The organism is Abyssibacter sp. (assembly GCF_964229365.1).
In the GTDB taxonomy this organism is placed as follows: Bacteria; Pseudomonadota; Gammaproteobacteria; order Nevskiales; family OUC007; genus Abyssibacter.
On record NZ_CAXRDQ010000031.1, the window covers coordinates 34,447 to 53,184 of the forward strand.

The window sequence follows — 18,738 nt, forward strand, 5'->3', positions numbered from 1 at the left end:
CTTCGTTGTTCACCCCCGTTGCCCCCGTGGGTCGTTGCTCAACGTGCTCGACGTCAAGCGCCGCGTTGATGGGTTAACAGCGTCGGGCGCTTGACGGAAACCGACTCGATCGTCACATCGGCTCCGGCAACCTTGATACCCAGCCCGCTGAATGCGTCGGAAAGAGCGTTGGCTACTGCGGGTTCGCTGAGGTCCCGCAACAGTGTGGCGAGGAAGTCATCCAGCGCAGAATCCAGCGGCGCAGGCACCAACGGCAGATCGGCTTGAAGCAAGATGCCACGCACCGCGTCGACCAAGGCCGGCGCCAGATCATCGCTGACCGCCGGTGCCGATAATGTCTGGGGAAACTCCACACCCGCCCCGCCAAAGGTCAGCGGGGTACGGCTTTGGGAAGCGACCTGAACCACGCCGCCGCCAAGGTTTCGAGCACCGCCCAGCAGCCGTGGCAAATTAAGCGTCAGCTGCCGAATTTCGAGCGCGGCAAGCGACGACACCGTTTCTACGTCGATCTCGTGGTACGGCGTCGCCGTCGACGCGCAGCGGATATCGGTCACGGCTGCCGAGGCCTCCGCCAGTGCCGCGTGCACGTCGACGTGGAGCAATGCCGTCGCCGGGGTAGCGCCAAGCAGGGATAGCCGCGCATCGACGGTTATCTGTGCGGTATGAGCCCGCGTCAGCGGTTCACCCTCTTCGGAAAACGCCTCACCCCCGATGGCCACAGAACCCGGGTCAATCACGGTAACCGTCGGTATAACGGTCGCCACGCCCGGAAGATCCAGGATCGGCGCCAGATCGATGGGCACGACGGCGTTCACCACAAGCCCCGCCGTTTCCACCAAATTGCCAAGGTTGACGAACAACTGATCGTCAATCAGGTTCGGGTCACCGACGATATCGAAGATCTCGCTGGGCACGATAGTGAGGCCCGGATCGAGGCTCACCGACAGAACCCGAAGCGTTTCGTCGACGTAGGGTGGCAGGTCACCAAGCGCTGATTCGTACAGCAGAACGATGAAATCACCCAGTGGCAACTCGACGTTCGACGTCAGGATGTTTTCGCCGTCCAGCAATCCCGCCCCGGCGTCCATCAGCGCGCCGAGTTGGACCTGGGTGTCGAACAGCCCCTGGTACCCGGCGACACTCAGCTCAAGCCGAGACCCACCGCCAAGCATGGTCGAATAAATCGAATGACCGATCGTCGATGTCTCGCCCGTGTCGAAGTTGGCGATGTAGCTCCCAACGAATGGAGCCACTTCGGGCCCTGCGATGGCACTGGCGCTGGCGACCAGCCGTGCGCTGCTCTTCGCACCGAAGGCCTGAGTCAGAAAATTGGGTTGTGGCCGACTCAACGTGACCCGGACGGCAGGCGAATTGCCAAGCTGTCGCGGCGTCGATACCGATCGAAGTCCGCCCTCACGTCGCAACTCCCCAATCACCACTTCGCCGTCTTCCAGCCAGTCCTGGGCGCTGGCGTCACCATTGCGGAGCAAGGACAACCGAGCCTGCTCGTCGGCTAGGGCCGCGTAATCGGTCACACGCCCGTCCAAACAGCCGCCGACCATCATCGCGGCATCCATGGCTGCCATGTTGGCCAGCCGTTGAAGGTCACGTTTGGCAAGATAAAGCTGCGCGGCATGAAACACGAGGCTGAACGCCGAGACCGCAGCCACGGTCGCCAACGCTGCAAAAACTGCTGCAGCGCCGCGTTGACGCCGCCACAGCGTCACGACCCACTCCCCTCCGGTGCGAACTGCTCACGGGGGAACTGAACCGGAATCGGGTGAGAAAAACTGTCGAGATAGCGTTGATAGACACGATCGGCCGCATCGCCATCCATCGGCCGTTCGGCCTTGGAGGCAGCACGACCCGAGGCCTGCAGCTCCAGCCACGCCCGTGTGGCTTCGCCATCGCCCGGCGACGGAGGGGCCGCAAGCGCAGCCGATGCCAGCAGCAGCCCGCCCACTGTCATGACCATTGGAACAGTTTTCATACTGCCCTCCTGCTTATGAGCCACCCAGGCCCCCATGTTGTGAGGCCACGAGACGAGCCGCCTGCTCTTGCAAACGAGCGCGCTCCGCCTCAGGAACGCCATTGTCGTCGGCCAAGGAATCGGCCTGCTCCCGGTTGCCGACCACGTAATGCAGCAGAATCATGTTCCGCGGCGCACGTTGATCGGCCGGAGCCAATTCCATCGCCGTAGCCAGCTGACGAAACGCATTGTCATACTGACCCGCCAATATCATCGCATATCCCAGGTCGTTCCGTGTCGTCGCCTGTGTGGGCCTCAGATTGACGGCACGTTCCAGGTAGCCGAGCGCGATATCGAGGTGATCGCCGGCCAGTAATAACCCCATGCCGTGCGCGGCCTCAGCACCGTAAGGCCCATCCAGTAGCGTCTGGTAAATAGCGCGAGCCTGCGGGACCTCGCCGAGATGTCGCATGCAGTCTGCCTGGAGCAGGAGAATTTCCGGGGTTTCGCCGTACTCCAGGGCGAGCGCGTCAAGGTGGGCGCGGGCCGCGTAGAACTTGCGCTGCGCGATCATCTGCCGAACGAGCTCTGTATGCACCTCCTCGGTGTCCTGCTGGTTGGCAGCACGGACGGCATCCTCCGGTGTTTTGGGCGGAGTCTGGCAAGCACCAAGAACGCCGACCAGCACGCAAACCCCAGCAACGCGACAGCCGGCTTTCACTGCGTAGCTCCCAGCACCCGAAAAATCGACACGAACGGCGGACCCGCGACAAAGATCAGCAGGGCGGGAAGAAAGCACAGGACCATAACCACGGTCATGCGGCCCGACAGCCGGTTCACCGCTTCCCGCATCTCGAAGACACGCCGCTCTTCCATCACGGTCAGGGCCTCGGCCAGTGGCTCGCGCAGCTCCCCGCCGTAGCGGTCGGCCTGTCGCAGAATCGACAGCACCGTTTCCAGCTCGCCCACATCCAGGGCAGCACCCAGCTGCTTGAGCACCTGTGCCGTATCCCCTCCGGCTTCGATCTGCCGCAGCACGAGCTGCATTTCGTCGTTTAAGACCGGCAACACCCCTCGCGCTTCGCGAATCAGGCTTTGCAAGGCTTGACGCGTTGATAGACCCGCCTCGAACAACAGCATGAGCAGGTGGATGAACATCGGCACTTCATGACGAATCGCACGACAACGGCGCTGAGCCACCGACTTGAGCAGCTGCTTGGGCAATAGAAGGGCGATGGCCAGGGCAACAAACAATGCCATCGCAAACTGCGTGATCGACCATCCGGCGCCCCCCAGCCACAGGACGAACGCTCCGATCACCGCCAGCACCGGCAGCGCTGCCTGTGTGGCGTAGAACGCGACGCGGGACTGCGGCGTTCGCCACCCCGCCTGGACAAACAGGCGCGCCGTCTCATCCTGGGTGTCCATCCATTGCTCAACCCGGCGCCCCGCCAAAGCCATGCGTGACACAACGGCTCCGTAGCCTTCGACGTCGTCACCGACCATCTTCAGGCCGGTGACGCGAGCTTCCAACCGCTGTGTGCGGCGGCCAGCCAGCGCACCGAGCAACAGCAAGGCGCAGCCCACCAGAAACAAGGCAACGGCCAAGGCAACCACGACCGGAAACATCAGCCGGCGTCCTGCGAAGAACGGACCATGGAGTAGATCACGACGATCCCGACCGCCTGAAGCAACACCGAGGCCAACAACATCAAGCGGGTGCCGATCTGCCCCCACATCTCGCGGTAATAGTCCGGATTCTGAGTCAGCACATAAACCGTAAGCCCGACCGTGATGAACACGAGTGCCGCTGCCGACAAGCGGGTTTCTGCCGTCAACGCCCGCAACTCCCGGGCCGCCGAATCGCGGCTGCGAATGGCATGGATCAAGCTCTTGAGAATGCGGCGCAGACTGCCGCCGTACTGTCGGTTCACACTCGCAGCCATCGCCAGCACATGCAGATCGCTGATCTCGTGAATCTCTCCCTGGCGCGCCAATGCTTCTTCGACCGGCGCGCCCAGTCGAACCTGACGGCTAACGGTCATGAAGACATCGCGCACGGGCTCACGCGCCTCGCGCGCCGCTTCCGCCAGGGACTCCTCCAACGAATTACCGGCCGACAGGGCACGGAGTATCTGATCGAGAAAATCAGGTAACTGCTCAAGAATGGCCGCGCGCCGAGCCGCGGATCGCCGCGACAGAAATGCGTAGAGGGCCAGCAACGCGACAGCGACCAGCAAGACCGCCACCAGCAACCCACCGATGATCGCGGCCAGCGCCGCCACGCCGAGCGCGATCAAGAGCATATTGCGAACTCGGCCGGGATCGGCCTGCAACCCGGCCCGCCAGAACTGGTGGGTCAATACGCGCACCAGGGGATTGCGGATATCCGAGGTCTTGATACGACGCACATGCACGTCGCCCGCCCCGCCACCGATGGCCCGCAGGCGCAGCAGCACGTCTTCGCGCTCCTCGCGCTGGCGCGCGGAGGCGAGCAACCACAGGGCTCCCGCGATTGCGACTAGGGCGACGACGATGCCAATCACGACCACCATCAATGGGCCTGACTGCGCACGTCAACGTGCTGCTGGCGGTCAAGGTCGAAACGGAAGACATCCGCCAGCTGGACATCCGTGCCACGCATGCCCTCGATCTCGGTGACAGACAGCACGCGGCGTTCGCCCGACGGCATTCGCGACACGTGAACCATCAGATCAATGGCGCTGACAACCTGCCCCCGCAGGGTCACTTCGCTGCCGGTGAATCCCGCGAACCCGGCCAGCAACTCGAGGCGGTGAATGGCGTCCTGGCAGCCATTGGCGTGCAGGGTCGTCATCGAGCCGTCATGCCCGGTATTCATCGCCTGAAGCATGTCCAGCACCTCGTCACCGCGAACCTCGCCGACGATGATGCGGTCCGGCCGCATGCGCAACGCATTGCGCACGAGATCACGGGTAGTAATCGCCCGCTCCCCTTCCAAGTTGGGCGGGCGCGACTCCAAGCGCACGGTATGGGCGTGATCAAGACGCAGCTCCGCCGCGTCCTCGATGGTCACGACTCGCTCGGCATTCGGTATCCATGACGACAACAGATTAAGCAAGGTGGTCTTGCCGGACCCCGTGCCGCCGACCACGAGCAAGTTGGCGCGGTTCCGCACCCGCAGTTGCAAGTACTCGAGCAATTCGGCATTCAATGTGCCGTTGTGGCGTAACTCGTCACTGGTCAACGGTCGCTTGCGAAATTTTCGAATGGACACGCAAGGGCCGTTCAGGGCAATCGGCGGAATGATGGCATTGACTCGCGAGCCATCAGGCAGCCGCGCATCAACCATCGGTGTCGATTCATCGACGCGGCGACCGAGCGGAGCAAGAATCCGCTGGATCACGCGCACCACATGGGCATCGTCCATGAACCGCAGCGCGACTTCTTCCAGCCGACCGGCGCGCTCGACGAAAACCTGGCCCGGACCGTTGACGACGATGTCGTCGATATCGTCGTCATCAACCAGGTCTTGGATCGGCCCGTAGCCGATCAATTCGTGGCGCGCATCGGTTGAGAGAATCTCCACCTCACGCTGGTTCACCGGCAGCTTGTGGTCGACGACGTAACGCCGAACCTGCTCCAGACACAGCTGCCGAACCTGCGCGTAGGACATCGCGTCGATATCCAGATTCCGCTCGTCAATCAGATCGATCAGGTGCCGATGAAGCGCCGACTTCAGTGACTGATACTGCTCCGAGAGTCGGAACCGCTGTTCTTCCTGCGCGGCCATTCGCACATCAGCCCGCGAACAGGCGTGAGGCCCAACTACTGCCTGCTGCAGCCAGTAGGTCGCCGGCTTCGCCGGAACGCTCCAGACGATCCGTCAGATCCAGCACACCACGGGCGTAAGCATCACGCGGTGCGAGGGAAAATAGAGATTCACCCGCATTCATGGCCTGGATGCGTTGCGCCGGCTGTCCGCCGAGCGTCGCGTACACCGGCACGTCGAGCAGTTCGGCCAGATTGTCGGCCGTCAAACCCAGCCGCGATCGATAGTTCTCGATGATCAGGCCCATACGATCCAACGCACAGGCCTCGACACGCAGGCCCTGCAACAGTGTCTTGTTCTGGCGGCTGCGCAGAATGGATTGATCCGTGACCAACAATGAACGCGTGGACTGGGTGATCACTGCGCTCAGCGTCGGCACGGCCATGTGTGCATCAACCGCAAAAACAATCGCGCCGAAATGCAGCCGCAGCGTTTCCAGCAACGCGATCAGGCTCTGCTGATCCAGCGACGGAAATCCCAGTGTTTCCTCGCTCAGCGACAATACATACAACCCACTTTCGTGACGCGAGAATGCGGTATCGATCAAGGTTTGATCGCATCGATAAACGTCGTGCAACGCGTCTAGCAGCGTATAGGTTTGATTGACATTGAAGTACACCAGCGACGCACCGACGGGGCTGGCGAGGTCGATCAGCAGAACACGCTCGCCCGGCGGTGCGCGGTCTGCCAAGGCAAGTGCCAGATGCCCTCCGAGAAATGCGACACCATCGCTGGGCGCGGCGCTCACCAAACTGTACAGGCGAGCCTGATCATTGCCTCGAGCGCCCGCCGATGACCGCCGGAGGACCTTGCCCACCAGCCCGGCCAGGTTGTCGTTGTCCTTATTGAGAACGAAGTAATCACGCGCCCCGGCCCGCACGGCGGTTAGCACCGCCTCGGATGACGACTCCGCGCCCACCGCAAACACCGGCACGTCGGGGTGGCGTGCAAGCAGCTGATCGACCTGCTGCGCACCAGTGCCGGGGTTCTCCGGATCGACTTCCACGAACGCCAGACCGACACGGCCGACGTCCGGCATCGACGCGAGACCGCGCACCAAGTGCACCTCGACACCACCGCCCAGGGCCTCGCTTAACCAATGTGCGTAGACCGGGTCGGTCGCGACAAGAATGGCTTGTGTTTTCATGGCCATCGTTACTCGGAGAATCCGGAGCCGCTTCCGAACCGGCCTTTTTCCAACAGCAACAATTCGCCAAAGCTGGGCTTGTATCCATCCAGTTCCGCGCCGGGCAATGCGGGGGTACGCGCGCCCGCCGCCAAGGGGCGCACAATGGTCGGTGTCACCACCATGATGAGTTCGCGCTCGTCCCGGGTGTACTGACTGCTGCGAAAAAACGCCCCCAGAATTGGCACATCGCCCAGAAACGGAATCTTGTCCACACTCGATTGCAACCGATTGCTGATCAGGCCGCTGATGACGAAACTCTCTCCATCGCCGAGCTCGATCGTCGTGTCGGTGCGACGGACGGCCAGACCCGGTACCGCGACCCCACCGGATTGAAAGCCGGAATTGAAATCCAGTTCGCTGACCTCAGGCGCCACCTTCAGCGCGATGCGATCGGCTGACAACACCGTGGGGCTGATCGTCAGCCGCACACCAAATTCCTTGAACTCCACGGACACCGCATTGCTATTGCCCTGGACCACGGGAATCGGAAACTCGCCGCCCGCCAGGAAGCTGGCCTGCTGCCCACTAGCGGCCACCAAGCTGGGTTCAGCCAACGTGCGAGCCAAGCCACGACGCTCCAGCAGGCTAATCACGCCGAGCACGCTGTTCGTCGCATCGCCGATGGCGAGTTGGAAGGCATCCTGCACGGCGCGGAATCCGGAATTTGAACTCAGCTCGAAGTTACCCAACTCGTTGTTCTGCACGATGGAGCCCAGCGTGCCGGGGGGCGACACGGTCACGGTCGTGTTAAGCGAATTCTTGATGAAGTTAAAACCGAACTGCTTCAGCGTCGTGCGACTCACTTCAACGATCTTGATGGCCGCGTGCACCTGCGTTTCGATCGCGACGGTGGAAGCGTCGATCGTGGGATTGTCTCCCGAGCCGGCGCTCTTCGCCCTGGCCCGCTGATGCGCGGCCAAACTGGGCAATTCCCCGGACAACCCCTTACCCGGCACGATCTTAGCCCGGCCCATGTCCGGATCGGCGGGCAGGCTCTGCGTCGGGTCGGAGGCTTCGCGAACGGACACACGGTATTCACGCGGCACGCCGGCGTTCTTGCCCCAGACCATCAGACTGGTGATGCCCAGCGACTTGCCGGTGACCAGGACCTCGCGGCGGTTAATCACGTTGACGTCTGCCACGCTTGGGTCGCCCACCGCCACACGCTCAATCTCGGAGGGTTGCCGCAACAGCTGATGCGTCCCCTTCTCGACCAGAAGAACATGGTCCTTGGGCAGGTACGCCAGGGCGGGCCCAGCCAGCAGAACAACCAACCCCAGGCCCACGACCCACCGGGGCAACCATTTTTCGGTGACACTCATGGTCGGACGGACTCCAATTCGTTCGCCTTGTAGACGTAGACCGGCGCCTGCGTCCGCGCCTCTGTCGCGGGCTTCTTCTTCTCGATACCGATCAACTCTTCCCGGGTAACGACGTCGTCCGACACCGCTGCCCGCGTTGTCGTGGTCTGCGCCAGCGGCAATCCGGCGGAGCCGCTGCTGGAATCTGCGTCGACTTGCCCATGCAAGGCCAGGCGAATTTCACCCAGACTGGCACCCAACATGACCCGCGTAACGTCGTTGTCGGGAACTGCCACTACAGCGGTGCGAATGCGTTGGCGCCGGTTTCCAGAGGTGTCCTCCACCCCCTGCGGCCGGTCGATGACCCGTTCCTCGTAGCCAAGAATCAGCGCTTCTCGTAGCAGCGTTCTGGCCTGCGCATCGTCACCACCCGATCCGCGCAGGAAAACCAACACGTCGACCGTATCCCCCGGGCGTACGAAACCGCCCACTGCCACGACCTCGTCAATTTGCAGCGACATGGCCTTGCTGCCTGCGGGAATAATGCGCGCGAGCACATTGGCGTCGCGGAAATAGCGCGGTGTGACCGGTGCTCCGGCATCGATATCGACCAGTGGAACTCGTCCCACCACGTCATCCGCATTGGCGAAGTATCGCTGTGGAGCGATCGTGACAGGCGTTAGCGCCACATCGTCACGCTGGATCTGTGCGTTTGCGGCCAACGGCTTCAATGCAACGACCACGAGCGTGGTCGGGATCACTTCTTCAGCCTCGGTGGCGTCCGGCAGCGGCTCCGGCGTCCGCGCGTATTCCACGCTCATGCGATAAGCGATCACACCGGCGATGCCTGCGATGACCAGCATGACAATGGCCAGGACCTTCATCGCTGAACTACTCACGCCGCTCTCCCCTGCTCACGTCTTTCGTACTCCACTACGCCGCGATCGAATCACCCGCCAAAGCTGCGGGCCACGATCAACTGTCTCCCGGTTCGGCTCGTGCCGCATCCACAAGCGCTGAGGCCTCCGCCCGCAGCACCTCTGGCATCGGCGGGGCCTGCCCGACCAGGGGTAGGGTTATTGACGGGAATAAGTCCGAGATCACGAACTCAAGACGAACCCGCACAAACCGCTGACCACCCTGGGGAACCAGCGCAACGTCAACAAGTTCCCCGCTCGATCCGACGACCAATTCCCGCTGATCGCCCGGCAGCCACTCTAGCAGGGTCGAAGCCGTTTGTTGTGCACGTTGTTGCACTTGCGACTCATAGTTCTCGTTGTTTACAGGGTCGACTGCGACGGCGGACTCAGCGGCTTCTTGCGCCACAAAGGTCAACGATTCGGTGAGCAGGAAGATATAGGCGTAGACCAAGATGCCGTACATCAACAGAAACAGCAGCGGAAAGACGAACGCGAACTCCAGCGCCGTCGCCCCTCGCTGTCGGGATCGATTACAAGAATCGAGTTGTCGAGCCGGTCTAGTCAAAACAGCTTATCTCCCCACCACCACGGCCCCGAGACGAGCCAAGCACACAGGCTGATACCGAGGGCGGGCAACATCGCCAACCGCTTGGGTTTAACCCCACCGCGCAGCCAGAAGGCCAATGCAGCCAAACCGAACAATAGCGACGTTGCGAGAAATATTTCCAGCAAATGCCATGCTCCGAAGCCAAGGCCGACGAGGGCATAGGCCTTGACGTCCGCGCCCCCCGTCCAACCGCGCAACCACGCCGGCAGGTTCAACGCGAGCGCGACCGTCAGCCCAGCGCCACCCATCAGCAACGCCAGGTTGATCGAGGGATGACGATGCCACAAGGTTCCTAGCGCGAGAGGAAGCGCTCCGACGAACCACCGATTGGACACACGTCGGCTACGGACGTCCAGAGCGCCGATGCAGCCCGCCCACACGGCCCAGGCCAGCGCCAGGGCGAACCCGATCAAGATCGCACTATTCCGACGAGCAGCCCCCTTCAACGACCTGGTCGCAGGCATCCCGGAACAGGTTCTCCAGGCCATCGCCCAATGATCCGAGAATTACGATGAGCGCAACGGCAATCAGCCCGATTACTAAGCCATATTCCACGGCTGTTGCGGCTTCGTCGTCACGCCAGAGTTTGTAGAGCGTCACCAAGTACGTGAGCATCGCGTAGTCCTTCTCGTTCGGGCGAGAGTATTTTTTGTCACGCTATTGTTAACACCCTGCGGCTGGACCGCAACGACGGCGGGGGGATTCACCAGCACCGCTCGTCGGCGCTTCGACATGACCGACCACGGAGGCGGACAACACGCCATGCGACATTGGATAGTGGGAGACCTACAGGGCTGCCACGACGACTTCTCACGCTTGCTGGACTTAATCGCGTTCGATCCGGCGGCAGACAAGCTCTGGGTAGCCGGCGATCTCGTCAACCGCGGACCAGATTCACTACGCACGTTGCGGGCGGTCTACGCGCTGCGCGACAGCGTGGACTGCGTGCTGGGCAATCATGATCTTCATCTGCTCGCAGAGGCTGCAGGCGTCGCACCGAAGCCGCAGCCGGATCTGCACCCGATCTTGCGCGCGCCGGACGCCGATGAACTGCTGGATTGGATTGCAACGCGGCCACTGGCCGTGCGGCTGCCCCAGTTTGAAACCTTGATCGTGCATGCCGGGCTTCACGTCAGCTGGGCGGTCGACGATGCGCTGGCCTACTCGGACGAAATTCAGCGGCAGCTGGCCGGACAGGAGCGCAAGGAATTCTTGCGGCAGATGTATGGCAATGAGCCTCAGCAATGGGCCGATCGCCTGACCGGCATGGAGCGCTGGCGATTCATCGTCAATTGCTTCACCCGGATGCGGTATTGCTCATCCGACGGCGCGCTGGACTTCGACGCCAAGGGAGCCCCGCAGGACAATCGGGATGCCACTCCCTGGTTCCAGTTAGCCAGCCGGCAGAGTCGCGACACACGAATCGTGTTCGGTCACTGGTCGACACTCGGCACGGTTCGCTGGCCGGAACACAACGTGATCGGACTCGACACCGGCTGTGTCTGGGGCGGATCGCTGACTGCCCTGTGCCTGGATGACGATACGCTCACATCCACGCCCTGCCCATTGCACCGGACGCCGGGCTAAAAGTCGCCTTCACGGCGGGGGCCAGTCCGCGTGCTACGCACCGGACCGGCCTAGCAAGCGCTAGTGGCCTGACAGCCCCGTCTTGGCGGCGCTTTCCTTGGTCACCAGGAAATGGGCCAATGCCGGCATAACCAGAATGGCGCCAAACATGTTCGCGGTGAACATGAACACCAGCAGTATCCCCATGTCTGCCTGGAACTGCAGCGCGGAGAACAGCCAGGTTCCGACGCCCAGACCCAATGCGACGCCCGTGAATACCACGGCCTTGCCGGTCTGCCGGAGAGTTCGATAAAACGCCTCTTCCAGGGAGTGCCCACGGTTCACGCCATCGGCTAGCTGGCTGTAAACGTAGATGCCGTAGTCAACACCGATACCGACAGCCAGGGCCACCACTGGCAGCGTCGCCACCTTGAGCCCGATGCCCAGCGACGCCATGACGGCATACGCCATGACCGAGACCAGCGACAATGGCAGCACCACGCAGAGCACGCCAGAGAACGAGCGGAACGATAGCCAAAGGAATACGACGACGACCACATAGACCCAGAACACCACCTGGATCTCCTGCGCCTCGACGACTTCGTTCGTCGCCGCCATCACCCCGACATTCCCGGACGCCAGGGCAAAGTTCACGGGGCAGAATTCCTCTAGCGCACCAAACTCATCTTCGACTTCGCTGTAGCGCCGATTGATCTGCTCGAGTTCCTCGGCACGGGTGGCATCTGGCTCCGCCGTTTGCAGCGCTGCGAGATTGTCCCGCTCCAGCCGCAGCCGGCCCAGTTCATCACGCTTAGCCGACTTTTCGGCGCAATAGTCCTCAGAGACGTCCGGGTGCTCTTCATAGAAGGCTGCGCGATTGGATACGTTAAACGCCTTCACCGCATCAGTAATCGTGTGAATCGTCGTGGCCTTGTGATCCTTGGTGAAGATCAACACCGGCATCGCAGAGCAATCCGGATTCAGCAAGCCGGACGACGTATCAACCGGCGTAATCGCCTGCACGATCACGTAGCGGTTGCGAGGGAGCACACGCCAAGCCAGCGATCCTTCGTTCCATCCCGCATTGATGATCTTGGCGACCTGCGGCAAGGAGATCACCGATTGCACTTCGTCGGTCAGGTTGCTCATCTCCCAGGCGAACCGGTCGATGGTTTCCATCTGCTCGTAACGAATACAGGCTTCGGGGGCCGTTTCCGCAATCACCTTGAGAATGTCGACCCCAATCGAGAAGTTATCGACAATCGCACGCGAATCCTGGTTGTAACGCGAGTCAGGCCGCAGCTCAGGCACACCGGATTGTGAGTCGCCTACCTGCAGGTCCTCGTACTTCCAGAGCGACCAGCCGAGCAGGATCGAGCAAATCAGCAACGTGACGATCGCTGGCGTCCGCCGCGTGTTCTTCGCCATCAGCCGCCAGAGGCCGTCGCCAAAGCGATCCCGTACGGCCTGCTTCCGCTTGAACGAGTCGATGTCGCCGATTTTGATCCAGGTCAGCCAGATCGGCATCATCACCTTGTTCGTCACGATGATCGCAGCCACGCCGAATGCCGCGTTCAGGGACATCTCGCGGATGATGTCGATGGGGATCAGGTAAATCGTCGCGAAACCCGCAACGTCCGTGATCAACGCTGTCGTGCCGGGGATAGCCAAACGCCGGAAGGTTTCCAGCGAGGCGTCAAAACTATTGCGCCCGTTGTGAGCGACCTCGCCCACCCAGGCATTGGCGTACTGCACGCCGTGCGAAACGGAGACCGACAGCACGAGGAACGGCACCAGAATCGCGAAGGGATCCAGGCCGTAGCCAAACAATCGCAGCAGGCCGAACTCCCAGATCACCGCGACAACGGAGCAGACCAGGGGCAACACCGCGAGCTTGAACGAGCCGGTGTAGAGCCACAGCAAGACCATGGTCATCAACAATGTCAGCAGGAAGAACCCGACCACTTCCAGCGTTGCGTCGGTGACATCGCCAACGACCTTGGCGAAACCGATCACATGAATCTTGATGTTCTCGGTTTCGTAGGTCTTACGGATCTCTTCTAGCTGATGCGACACCTTGCGATAATCGAGCTTTTCGCCGGTCACCGGATCGAATTCCAGAAGCTCGGCGTTGACCATCGCGCCGGTCTGATCCTGCGTCACCAGGCGACCGATAATGCCGGCCTTGCCGACATTGGTCTTGATCAGGTCGAACATCTCCTGCGTGGGCTGATACTCCGCAGGAATCACATTGCCGCCGGCGAACCCTCCCTCGACAACTTCGGTATAGCGGACATCCGGCGTGAACAATGACGACACGCGCGAGCGGTCGATGCCGGGGATGAAGAAGACGTCATCGGTGACCTTGCGCAGCGTGGAGAGGAACTCCTCGTTGTAGAGCTCCCCGTCCTCTTGGATCAGAGCCACCTTGATCAGGTTACCGCCACCAAAGGCCGACTGATACTGCTTGAGCACCTTCATGTAGGGGTGCTGCAAGGGGATGGATTTCTCGAACCCCGCATCGGGTTTGATCTGGGATGCCTGGTAGCCGAAGAACGCCGTCAACAGCACCAGCAACAGCATGCCGACGCCGCGACGCGCATACACCAGGGGTTCAACGACTCGGAGGATGTCGTCGGTCGTAATCATTCGCATGCCGAATTCCTTTGGGGCTCGCCGCGCGTGGCCTAGCGAAGTTCGATGATGTGCGTGCCGCGATCACCCACCGCAAGCAGCCGGCCGTTGTTCACCAGCACGCTGTTGAGGCTGGCGCCTACACGGTTTGGCAGTCGCTCCAGGCTACGGCCGCCGTCGTTCGACTGCAGCACGGTACCGTTAAGACCGACGATCACGGTCTCGCCGGACGGCAGCACGGTGCCACCCGACAAGGTTTGGCCGGTTCCGGTATTGACCTTGGTCCAGGCAATCTCGTCGGTGGAATCACTGCGGTAAGCGTTGCCGCGCAAGCCGAAGATCAGGACGCCATTTTCACCATGAGCGACAGCATCAAAGTAAGACCCGGCATACGGTGATGGCACCGACTCCCAGGTCTCGCCGTCATCTCGCGAAACCGCAACGGTCCCGCTCTCGCCGACAATGACCAAGGTACCGTTGTTCAGCCGCTCGATTGCATTGAAATGCCATTCGTCATCTCGGGCTGGCGTGTCGTGCTCGGTCCAAGATTCGCCACCGTCGATGGTCTCGTAGAACAGACTGTAGGCACCGATCGCGAATCCACGTGTCGGCGACAAGAACATCACATCCAAGAACGGTTTTTCGAGGTCTGGCTCGAAGTTCTGCAGCGTCCAGTTTTGTCCGCCGTCTTCCGTCGCCAGAATGACCGCGTCATGCCCAACGGCCCAGCCGTGCTGCGCGTCGGCAAACGTGACGGCGGTCAACGTCGCCCGCGTCGGCACATTCGCCTGCGCCCACTGGTGTCCGTCGACAGAAGCCAGGATGTGGCCACGCTCGCCAACCGCGACAAATCGCGATCCGGCATTGGCCACATCCAGCAGCAGGCTCTTGGAAGCCAGCGGCATCATCTGCGCGGGTTGATTCTCGATATCGGCGGCCGCAGCCATGCCGGTTACGGCCAGCAACGCGGCCATGAAGGTGGTGCGTGGCACCATACGTTGTCTCCTAATGTACCGAGGCGTACTTATCGCGAACGCACGATATCAGTTTCACGCCTAGCGTCGAGCCAGCTTCTTGACATTGGACGGGTTGAAATACGTTTCCCAATCAACGTCGATCGAGTAGGTCTCGTCATCCTCGTTATTCATGGCCTGGACCAGATAACGATTCGCCAACAGATCGTATACCGATTCGAGGATGGGCCCCATGTACGGCACATCGTAAGCCATTGCAGAGTGACTCTCCTGGACGCGCCACAATTCGTCGCGCTTGTCGTAGATATCCACGGCGACGATCTGCCACGAATCCTCATCCACATAGAACGTACGGCGCTTGTAGATGTGGCTTGTGCCGGCCTTCAACGTGGCATCGACCACCCACACGCGATGCAACTCGTAGCGGGTCAGATCCTGGTCGATGTGACCACGCTGGATGATGTCGTCGTAGCTGTAATCGTCCGAATGAATCTTGTAGCTGTTGTAAGGCGTGTAGATTTCCGTTTTGCCGATCAGCTTCCAGTCGTAACGGTCCATCGCGCCATTGAAAGTATCCGTCTGATCATTGGTTCGCAGGCCGTCGGAACCGGTTCCAGGGTTGTCGTACGCGACGTTCGGGGCCCGACGCAGACGGCGTTGACCCGGGTTGTACAACCAGGCCGCACGCGGTTCACGCAGCTGGTCCATGGTCTCGTGCACGAGCAAAATCTGGCCAGCCAAGCGAGGCGGTTGCGTCGTGACCTGCAGGAAATACAGCAGCACATTGTCGAGATCCCGTGGCTCGATGCCCGGCTGGCTGTAGCGGAACGTCACATCCTCGCGCAACTTGACGAGGTTATAGGATCCGGTCGACGTCACCGCTGCCTGGTTATTCCAGCGGCGCACTGAAAAATCCCGGTAGCGCGTCTTGTGATTCCAGATCACCTCGTGACCGTTTTTCGGAATCGGAAACGGTATCCCGGTCACCGCGCCGGTGACCGTGTCACCGCCCCCGCTCAGCTTCGCGTTCACCGCATTCGTTTTGGTCGCGTCGTAGATGAACTGCGGGTTCGCGAAGCTCCGGCGCGTCTTGTAGACCGGCATGACGTAGGTTTCGGGAAACCGCTCGAACAGGGCAATTTGTCCCACCGTCAGCTTGTCGCGGTACTGATCGAGATTGTCCGCGGTGATGGTGAATTCCGGACGGTCGTCAGGGAACGGGTCCGTGTAGCGCGTACCCGCCCCTTTGTAGGAGCGCGGAGCTTCCTGAAGCCCCCCGTCCCAGGCCGGAATACCGAGCGCCTTGTCGCCGGCCATCTGTGCTCCGACCGGCGTCAACTCATTACCCAGCCGATCTGCCTCTTCCTGTGTCACCGCCGCATTTGCGACCGCGCTGAGCAAACTGCCCAGCGCCGCCACTGCGATCAAATCGCGCATGGTCTCCCCCCTTGGTTCCCTTGAGCTTGTTAGAAGTTATAGCCAAGGTACACGTACACATTGTCACGGTCACGACGGGAGTTGTAGTCCGATCCGCCGGTGAACGTCGTCAGCCGCACCTCGCCAACCCACTTGTTCAGATAGTCAAAGCGCAGCGCCGTGATCAGCGTCTTGTTGCCTTCAATGAAGTTCTGACCAAGCCCAGGTGCGATGCCGTTGACGTCCCAGAAGAATCCGACGATGGGCTCCAGGTTCGCTCCCAGCAAGGCATTCTGATAGCGGAAAATGCTCAGCACACGGACACCCCAGGAGAAGTCCGTGGGGAAATGATCCAGAGCTTGTGAGGTCGGGTTCTGGCGGCAGGAATTCGGATTGTCCAAGCCTTGACAGGCAGCACCAAGGCTGCCGCTATCGAAGCCGTTGGTCGTGTTGTCCGCACCCACGGAGGCATGTGTATTGACCTCGGCCCCGTTGTACTGCAGCTCGGAGTACTCCGGCATGTTCGGCAAGTACGTTCCGCCAATCTCCGCGACCGTCAGGATCTGCGAGGCATCAAACCAGTTCGCGCCACCCCAGGTGTTGATGAAGGTGAACTGCAGCTGGTGCACTTGCTCGCGCTCCCAGCCACGGATGTAGTAGTTCTCGACGCCGTTCATCGTGCCGTCGGCATCCACCGGATTATCGCGATACAGGGTGTTGACGAAGTCCGGGACCGCAGACCGCCGTCCCGGCAGGACCGTCCCGGGAATCACCTCCACATCGTTTTCTGGGAAGGCTGGCTGCAGACCGGCGTAAACCAAGTCCGTGGAATGCACCTGAATCGGCAGGTTCTCGCGGAAGGAATACTCACCCGACACCGCCCAATCGCCCACCGTCGTATTGAACGACACGCCGTACATCTTGATGTCTTCGGGGTACTCGACGAACAGCTGCATGGTATCGACCGGCAACGGCTCTTGCGCAGGCGTGAGCTGTCCGGCTTGCAGGCCGGCGACGACGGCCGCAACGTCCGGCACCGGTTGATCCGGGCTCGCCAAACAGGGTGCCAGCGCCGCCGGGCCCTGCAAGCTGGAGTCGATACAGGTGGGGTCAGCCGCGTAGGCGGAGACCGTCGGAATCCGCGCGTGGTAGTTCGCGAAGTACGCGGCCAATTCCGTCCCGTTATTCAGCCATTCTGCAAAGTAGCGCAGCGCGAACCCGTACTGTCCCTCGTCGTCCGGACGTTGATCACCGACCCGGAGAACGGTGCGGCTGGACTGTGAACCCAGGATGAACAAGGGATCGTCTTCGTTGTTCGCCGACGCGTAAATCTGCTCCGGATCTTCCGGCTGTTTCGCAAACGAGAGCATCGCGTAGGTGCCGCCAGCCCCCACCGTGTCGCTAACCGAGTAGAACGTGCCAACGGGATCCGCGATCGCCGGCTTCCACTCGTACTGATAAAACGCTTCGAGGAACAGATTCGACGTGATATCCGTATTGATGATGGCCATGCCAACCGCCTGAAACGCCTCTTCCAGCTGGAACCCCGGCAGACGCGCGCGGACCCCATGCGGAGGGTTGATGGCATTCAAGCTGTTAAACACCAGGGCAGAGGATTCGCCCCAGTTCAGGCCTTGTCGTCCGACGCGAACCAGAATGTCGCGCCCGCCGAAGAACGGGATGTAGCCACTGACGTGGTAGCTGGCCCAGTCGAAGTTCGATCCGGCGACGTCATCGACAGCCCCCGCCCGCGGCGTTTCTGCCGGCTGTAGCGTCGTGTCCGGATGGTAGTTCGGCGAATTCAACACCTCTGAATCGTAAAGGTAGATCGGGTTGGCGTAGACGGCCAGGGAACCCAGCACGGGGACCGGCACGTCGAAGCTGATCTCTGAATTCAGTTTCACCGCGGCGGCGACGACATCGCCCTTATCGAAACTCAGGTTGCCGCCATCGCTGTTTTGCGAGAACGAGCCGCGCGCGTTCACATACTCGAGGTTCTCGCCAAAATCCGTGCTGGAGCAACTGCTTTCGTCGCCAACCCGGCCACCACCCAGCGAACCGTCGGGGTCCCGCTGAATACAGATGCCGGGCTCGAGGTTGGACTTGCCGACCAAGTAGTCGGCGCGATCCTGAATACGCCAGGTGGCACCTGCGGTCAGCAGGCTCTCGATGCTGCCCTCAATCGGCCCCAGTTCAAACTGGATCGCATGGACTGCACCAGACGCACTTATCAGCCCCGCCGTCGCCATGCCAAGCCAGATTTTGCGTGTCGACAGCACACGCCCACTCGCGCGCTCGAACGCTCGCAATTCGTTTTGTATCGCCATGGATTGTCTTCCCCCAAAAGGCGT

General features: G+C 61.4%; 17 protein-coding genes. 1 reads left to right on the top strand and 16 read right to left on the bottom strand.

Translation table 11 applies throughout. The features are described 5' to 3' along the window. Positions 1-53 precede the first annotated feature (53 nt). The 12 genes from ACE1EY_RS04575 to ACE1EY_RS04630 form a co-directional block, all read right to left on the bottom strand. Positions 54-1,727, bottom strand: a complete 1,674-nt coding sequence (locus ACE1EY_RS04575; RefSeq protein WP_291513948.1) for a hypothetical protein — start codon at positions 1,725-1,727, stop codon at positions 54-56. Further along, entirely contained in the window at positions 1,724-1,990 is a 267-nt protein-coding gene (locus ACE1EY_RS04580) for a DUF3613 domain-containing protein (protein ID WP_370299586.1), read from the bottom strand. The genes ACE1EY_RS04575 and ACE1EY_RS04580 overlap by 4 nt, the downstream gene beginning before the upstream one ends. Before the next feature lie 13 nt (positions 1,991-2,003). Then, on the bottom strand, positions 2,004-2,690 hold the full coding sequence (locus ACE1EY_RS04585; RefSeq protein ID WP_291513946.1) for a hypothetical protein: 687 nt from the start codon (positions 2,688-2,690) through the stop codon (positions 2,004-2,006). After that, positions 2,687-3,598: a type II secretion system F family protein gene (locus ACE1EY_RS04590; RefSeq protein WP_291513945.1), complete on the bottom strand. Its 912-nt coding sequence runs from the start codon at positions 3,596-3,598 to the stop codon at positions 2,687-2,689. Before ACE1EY_RS04590 ends, ACE1EY_RS04585 begins: the two co-directional genes overlap by 4 nt. After that, positions 3,598-4,524, bottom strand: coding sequence for a type II secretion system F family protein (locus tag ACE1EY_RS04595; RefSeq protein WP_370299587.1), 927 nt, complete (start codon positions 4,522-4,524; stop codon positions 3,598-3,600). The genes ACE1EY_RS04590 and ACE1EY_RS04595 overlap by 1 nt, the downstream gene beginning before the upstream one ends. Then, positions 4,524-5,741, bottom strand: a complete 1,218-nt coding sequence (locus ACE1EY_RS04600; RefSeq protein WP_291513943.1) for a CpaF family protein — start codon at positions 5,739-5,741, stop codon at positions 4,524-4,526. The genes ACE1EY_RS04595 and ACE1EY_RS04600 overlap by 1 nt, the downstream gene beginning before the upstream one ends. A 7-nt stretch (positions 5,742-5,748) precedes the next feature. Continuing rightward, positions 5,749-6,927, bottom strand: coding sequence for a hypothetical protein (locus tag ACE1EY_RS04605; RefSeq protein ID WP_291513942.1), 1,179 nt, complete (start codon positions 6,925-6,927; stop codon positions 5,749-5,751). Between the two features lie 8 nt (positions 6,928-6,935). Further along, positions 6,936-8,291 carry a type II and III secretion system protein family protein gene (locus ACE1EY_RS04610; RefSeq protein ID WP_291513941.1) on the bottom strand — a complete coding sequence of 452 codons (1,356 nt, stop codon included), beginning with the start codon at positions 8,289-8,291 and terminating at the stop codon, positions 6,936-6,938. After that, positions 8,288-9,169, bottom strand: coding sequence for a Flp pilus assembly protein CpaB (cpaB, locus tag ACE1EY_RS04615; RefSeq protein WP_370299588.1), 882 nt, complete (start codon positions 9,167-9,169; stop codon positions 8,288-8,290). The genes ACE1EY_RS04610 and cpaB overlap by 4 nt, the downstream gene beginning before the upstream one ends. Positions 9,170-9,245: 76 nt before the next feature. Beyond that, positions 9,246-9,755: a TadE/TadG family type IV pilus assembly protein gene (locus tag ACE1EY_RS04620; RefSeq protein ID WP_291513939.1), complete on the bottom strand. Its 510-nt coding sequence runs from the start codon at positions 9,753-9,755 to the stop codon at positions 9,246-9,248. Then, the gene (locus tag ACE1EY_RS04625; protein ID WP_291513938.1) at positions 9,752-10,210 is read right to left on the bottom strand and encodes a prepilin peptidase; all 459 of its coding nucleotides are present in this window, start codon (positions 10,208-10,210) and stop codon (positions 9,752-9,754) included. Before ACE1EY_RS04625 ends, ACE1EY_RS04620 begins: the two co-directional genes overlap by 4 nt. A gap of 7 nt (positions 10,211-10,217) precedes the next feature. After that, the gene (locus ACE1EY_RS04630) at positions 10,218-10,412 is read right to left on the bottom strand and encodes a Flp family type IVb pilin (RefSeq protein WP_291513937.1); all 195 of its coding nucleotides are present in this window, start codon (positions 10,410-10,412) and stop codon (positions 10,218-10,220) included. 147 nt (positions 10,413-10,559) lie between these two features. Between ACE1EY_RS04630 and ACE1EY_RS04635 the strand changes: the two genes are divergently transcribed. Further along, complete coding sequence (locus ACE1EY_RS04635) at positions 10,560-11,384, top strand: symmetrical bis(5'-nucleosyl)-tetraphosphatase (protein WP_291513936.1); 825 nt, start codon at positions 10,560-10,562, stop codon at positions 11,382-11,384. A 60-nt stretch (positions 11,385-11,444) separates the two neighbouring features. On the opposite strand, the gene ACE1EY_RS04640 is transcribed toward ACE1EY_RS04635, so the two are convergent. From ACE1EY_RS04640 to ACE1EY_RS04655, 4 genes are read right to left on the bottom strand one after another with little or no spacing between them, the layout of a single operon-like run. Beyond that, positions 11,445-14,018: an efflux RND transporter permease subunit gene (locus tag ACE1EY_RS04640; protein ID WP_291513935.1), complete on the bottom strand. Its 2,574-nt coding sequence runs from the start codon at positions 14,016-14,018 to the stop codon at positions 11,445-11,447. A gap of 32 nt (positions 14,019-14,050) precedes the next feature. Further along, entirely contained in the window at positions 14,051-14,992 is a 942-nt protein-coding gene (locus ACE1EY_RS04645; protein WP_291513934.1) for a YCF48-related protein, read from the bottom strand. A gap of 60 nt (positions 14,993-15,052) precedes the next feature. Next, positions 15,053-16,408 (bottom strand): DUF1329 domain-containing protein, encoded by a 1,356-nt coding sequence (locus ACE1EY_RS04650; protein ID WP_291513933.1) that lies wholly within the window; start codon positions 16,406-16,408, stop codon positions 15,053-15,055. Between the two features lie 29 nt (positions 16,409-16,437). After that, positions 16,438-18,714 (bottom strand): DUF1302 family protein, encoded by a 2,277-nt coding sequence (locus ACE1EY_RS04655; protein WP_291513932.1) that lies wholly within the window; start codon positions 18,712-18,714, stop codon positions 16,438-16,440. Positions 18,715-18,738 lie beyond the last annotated feature (24 nt).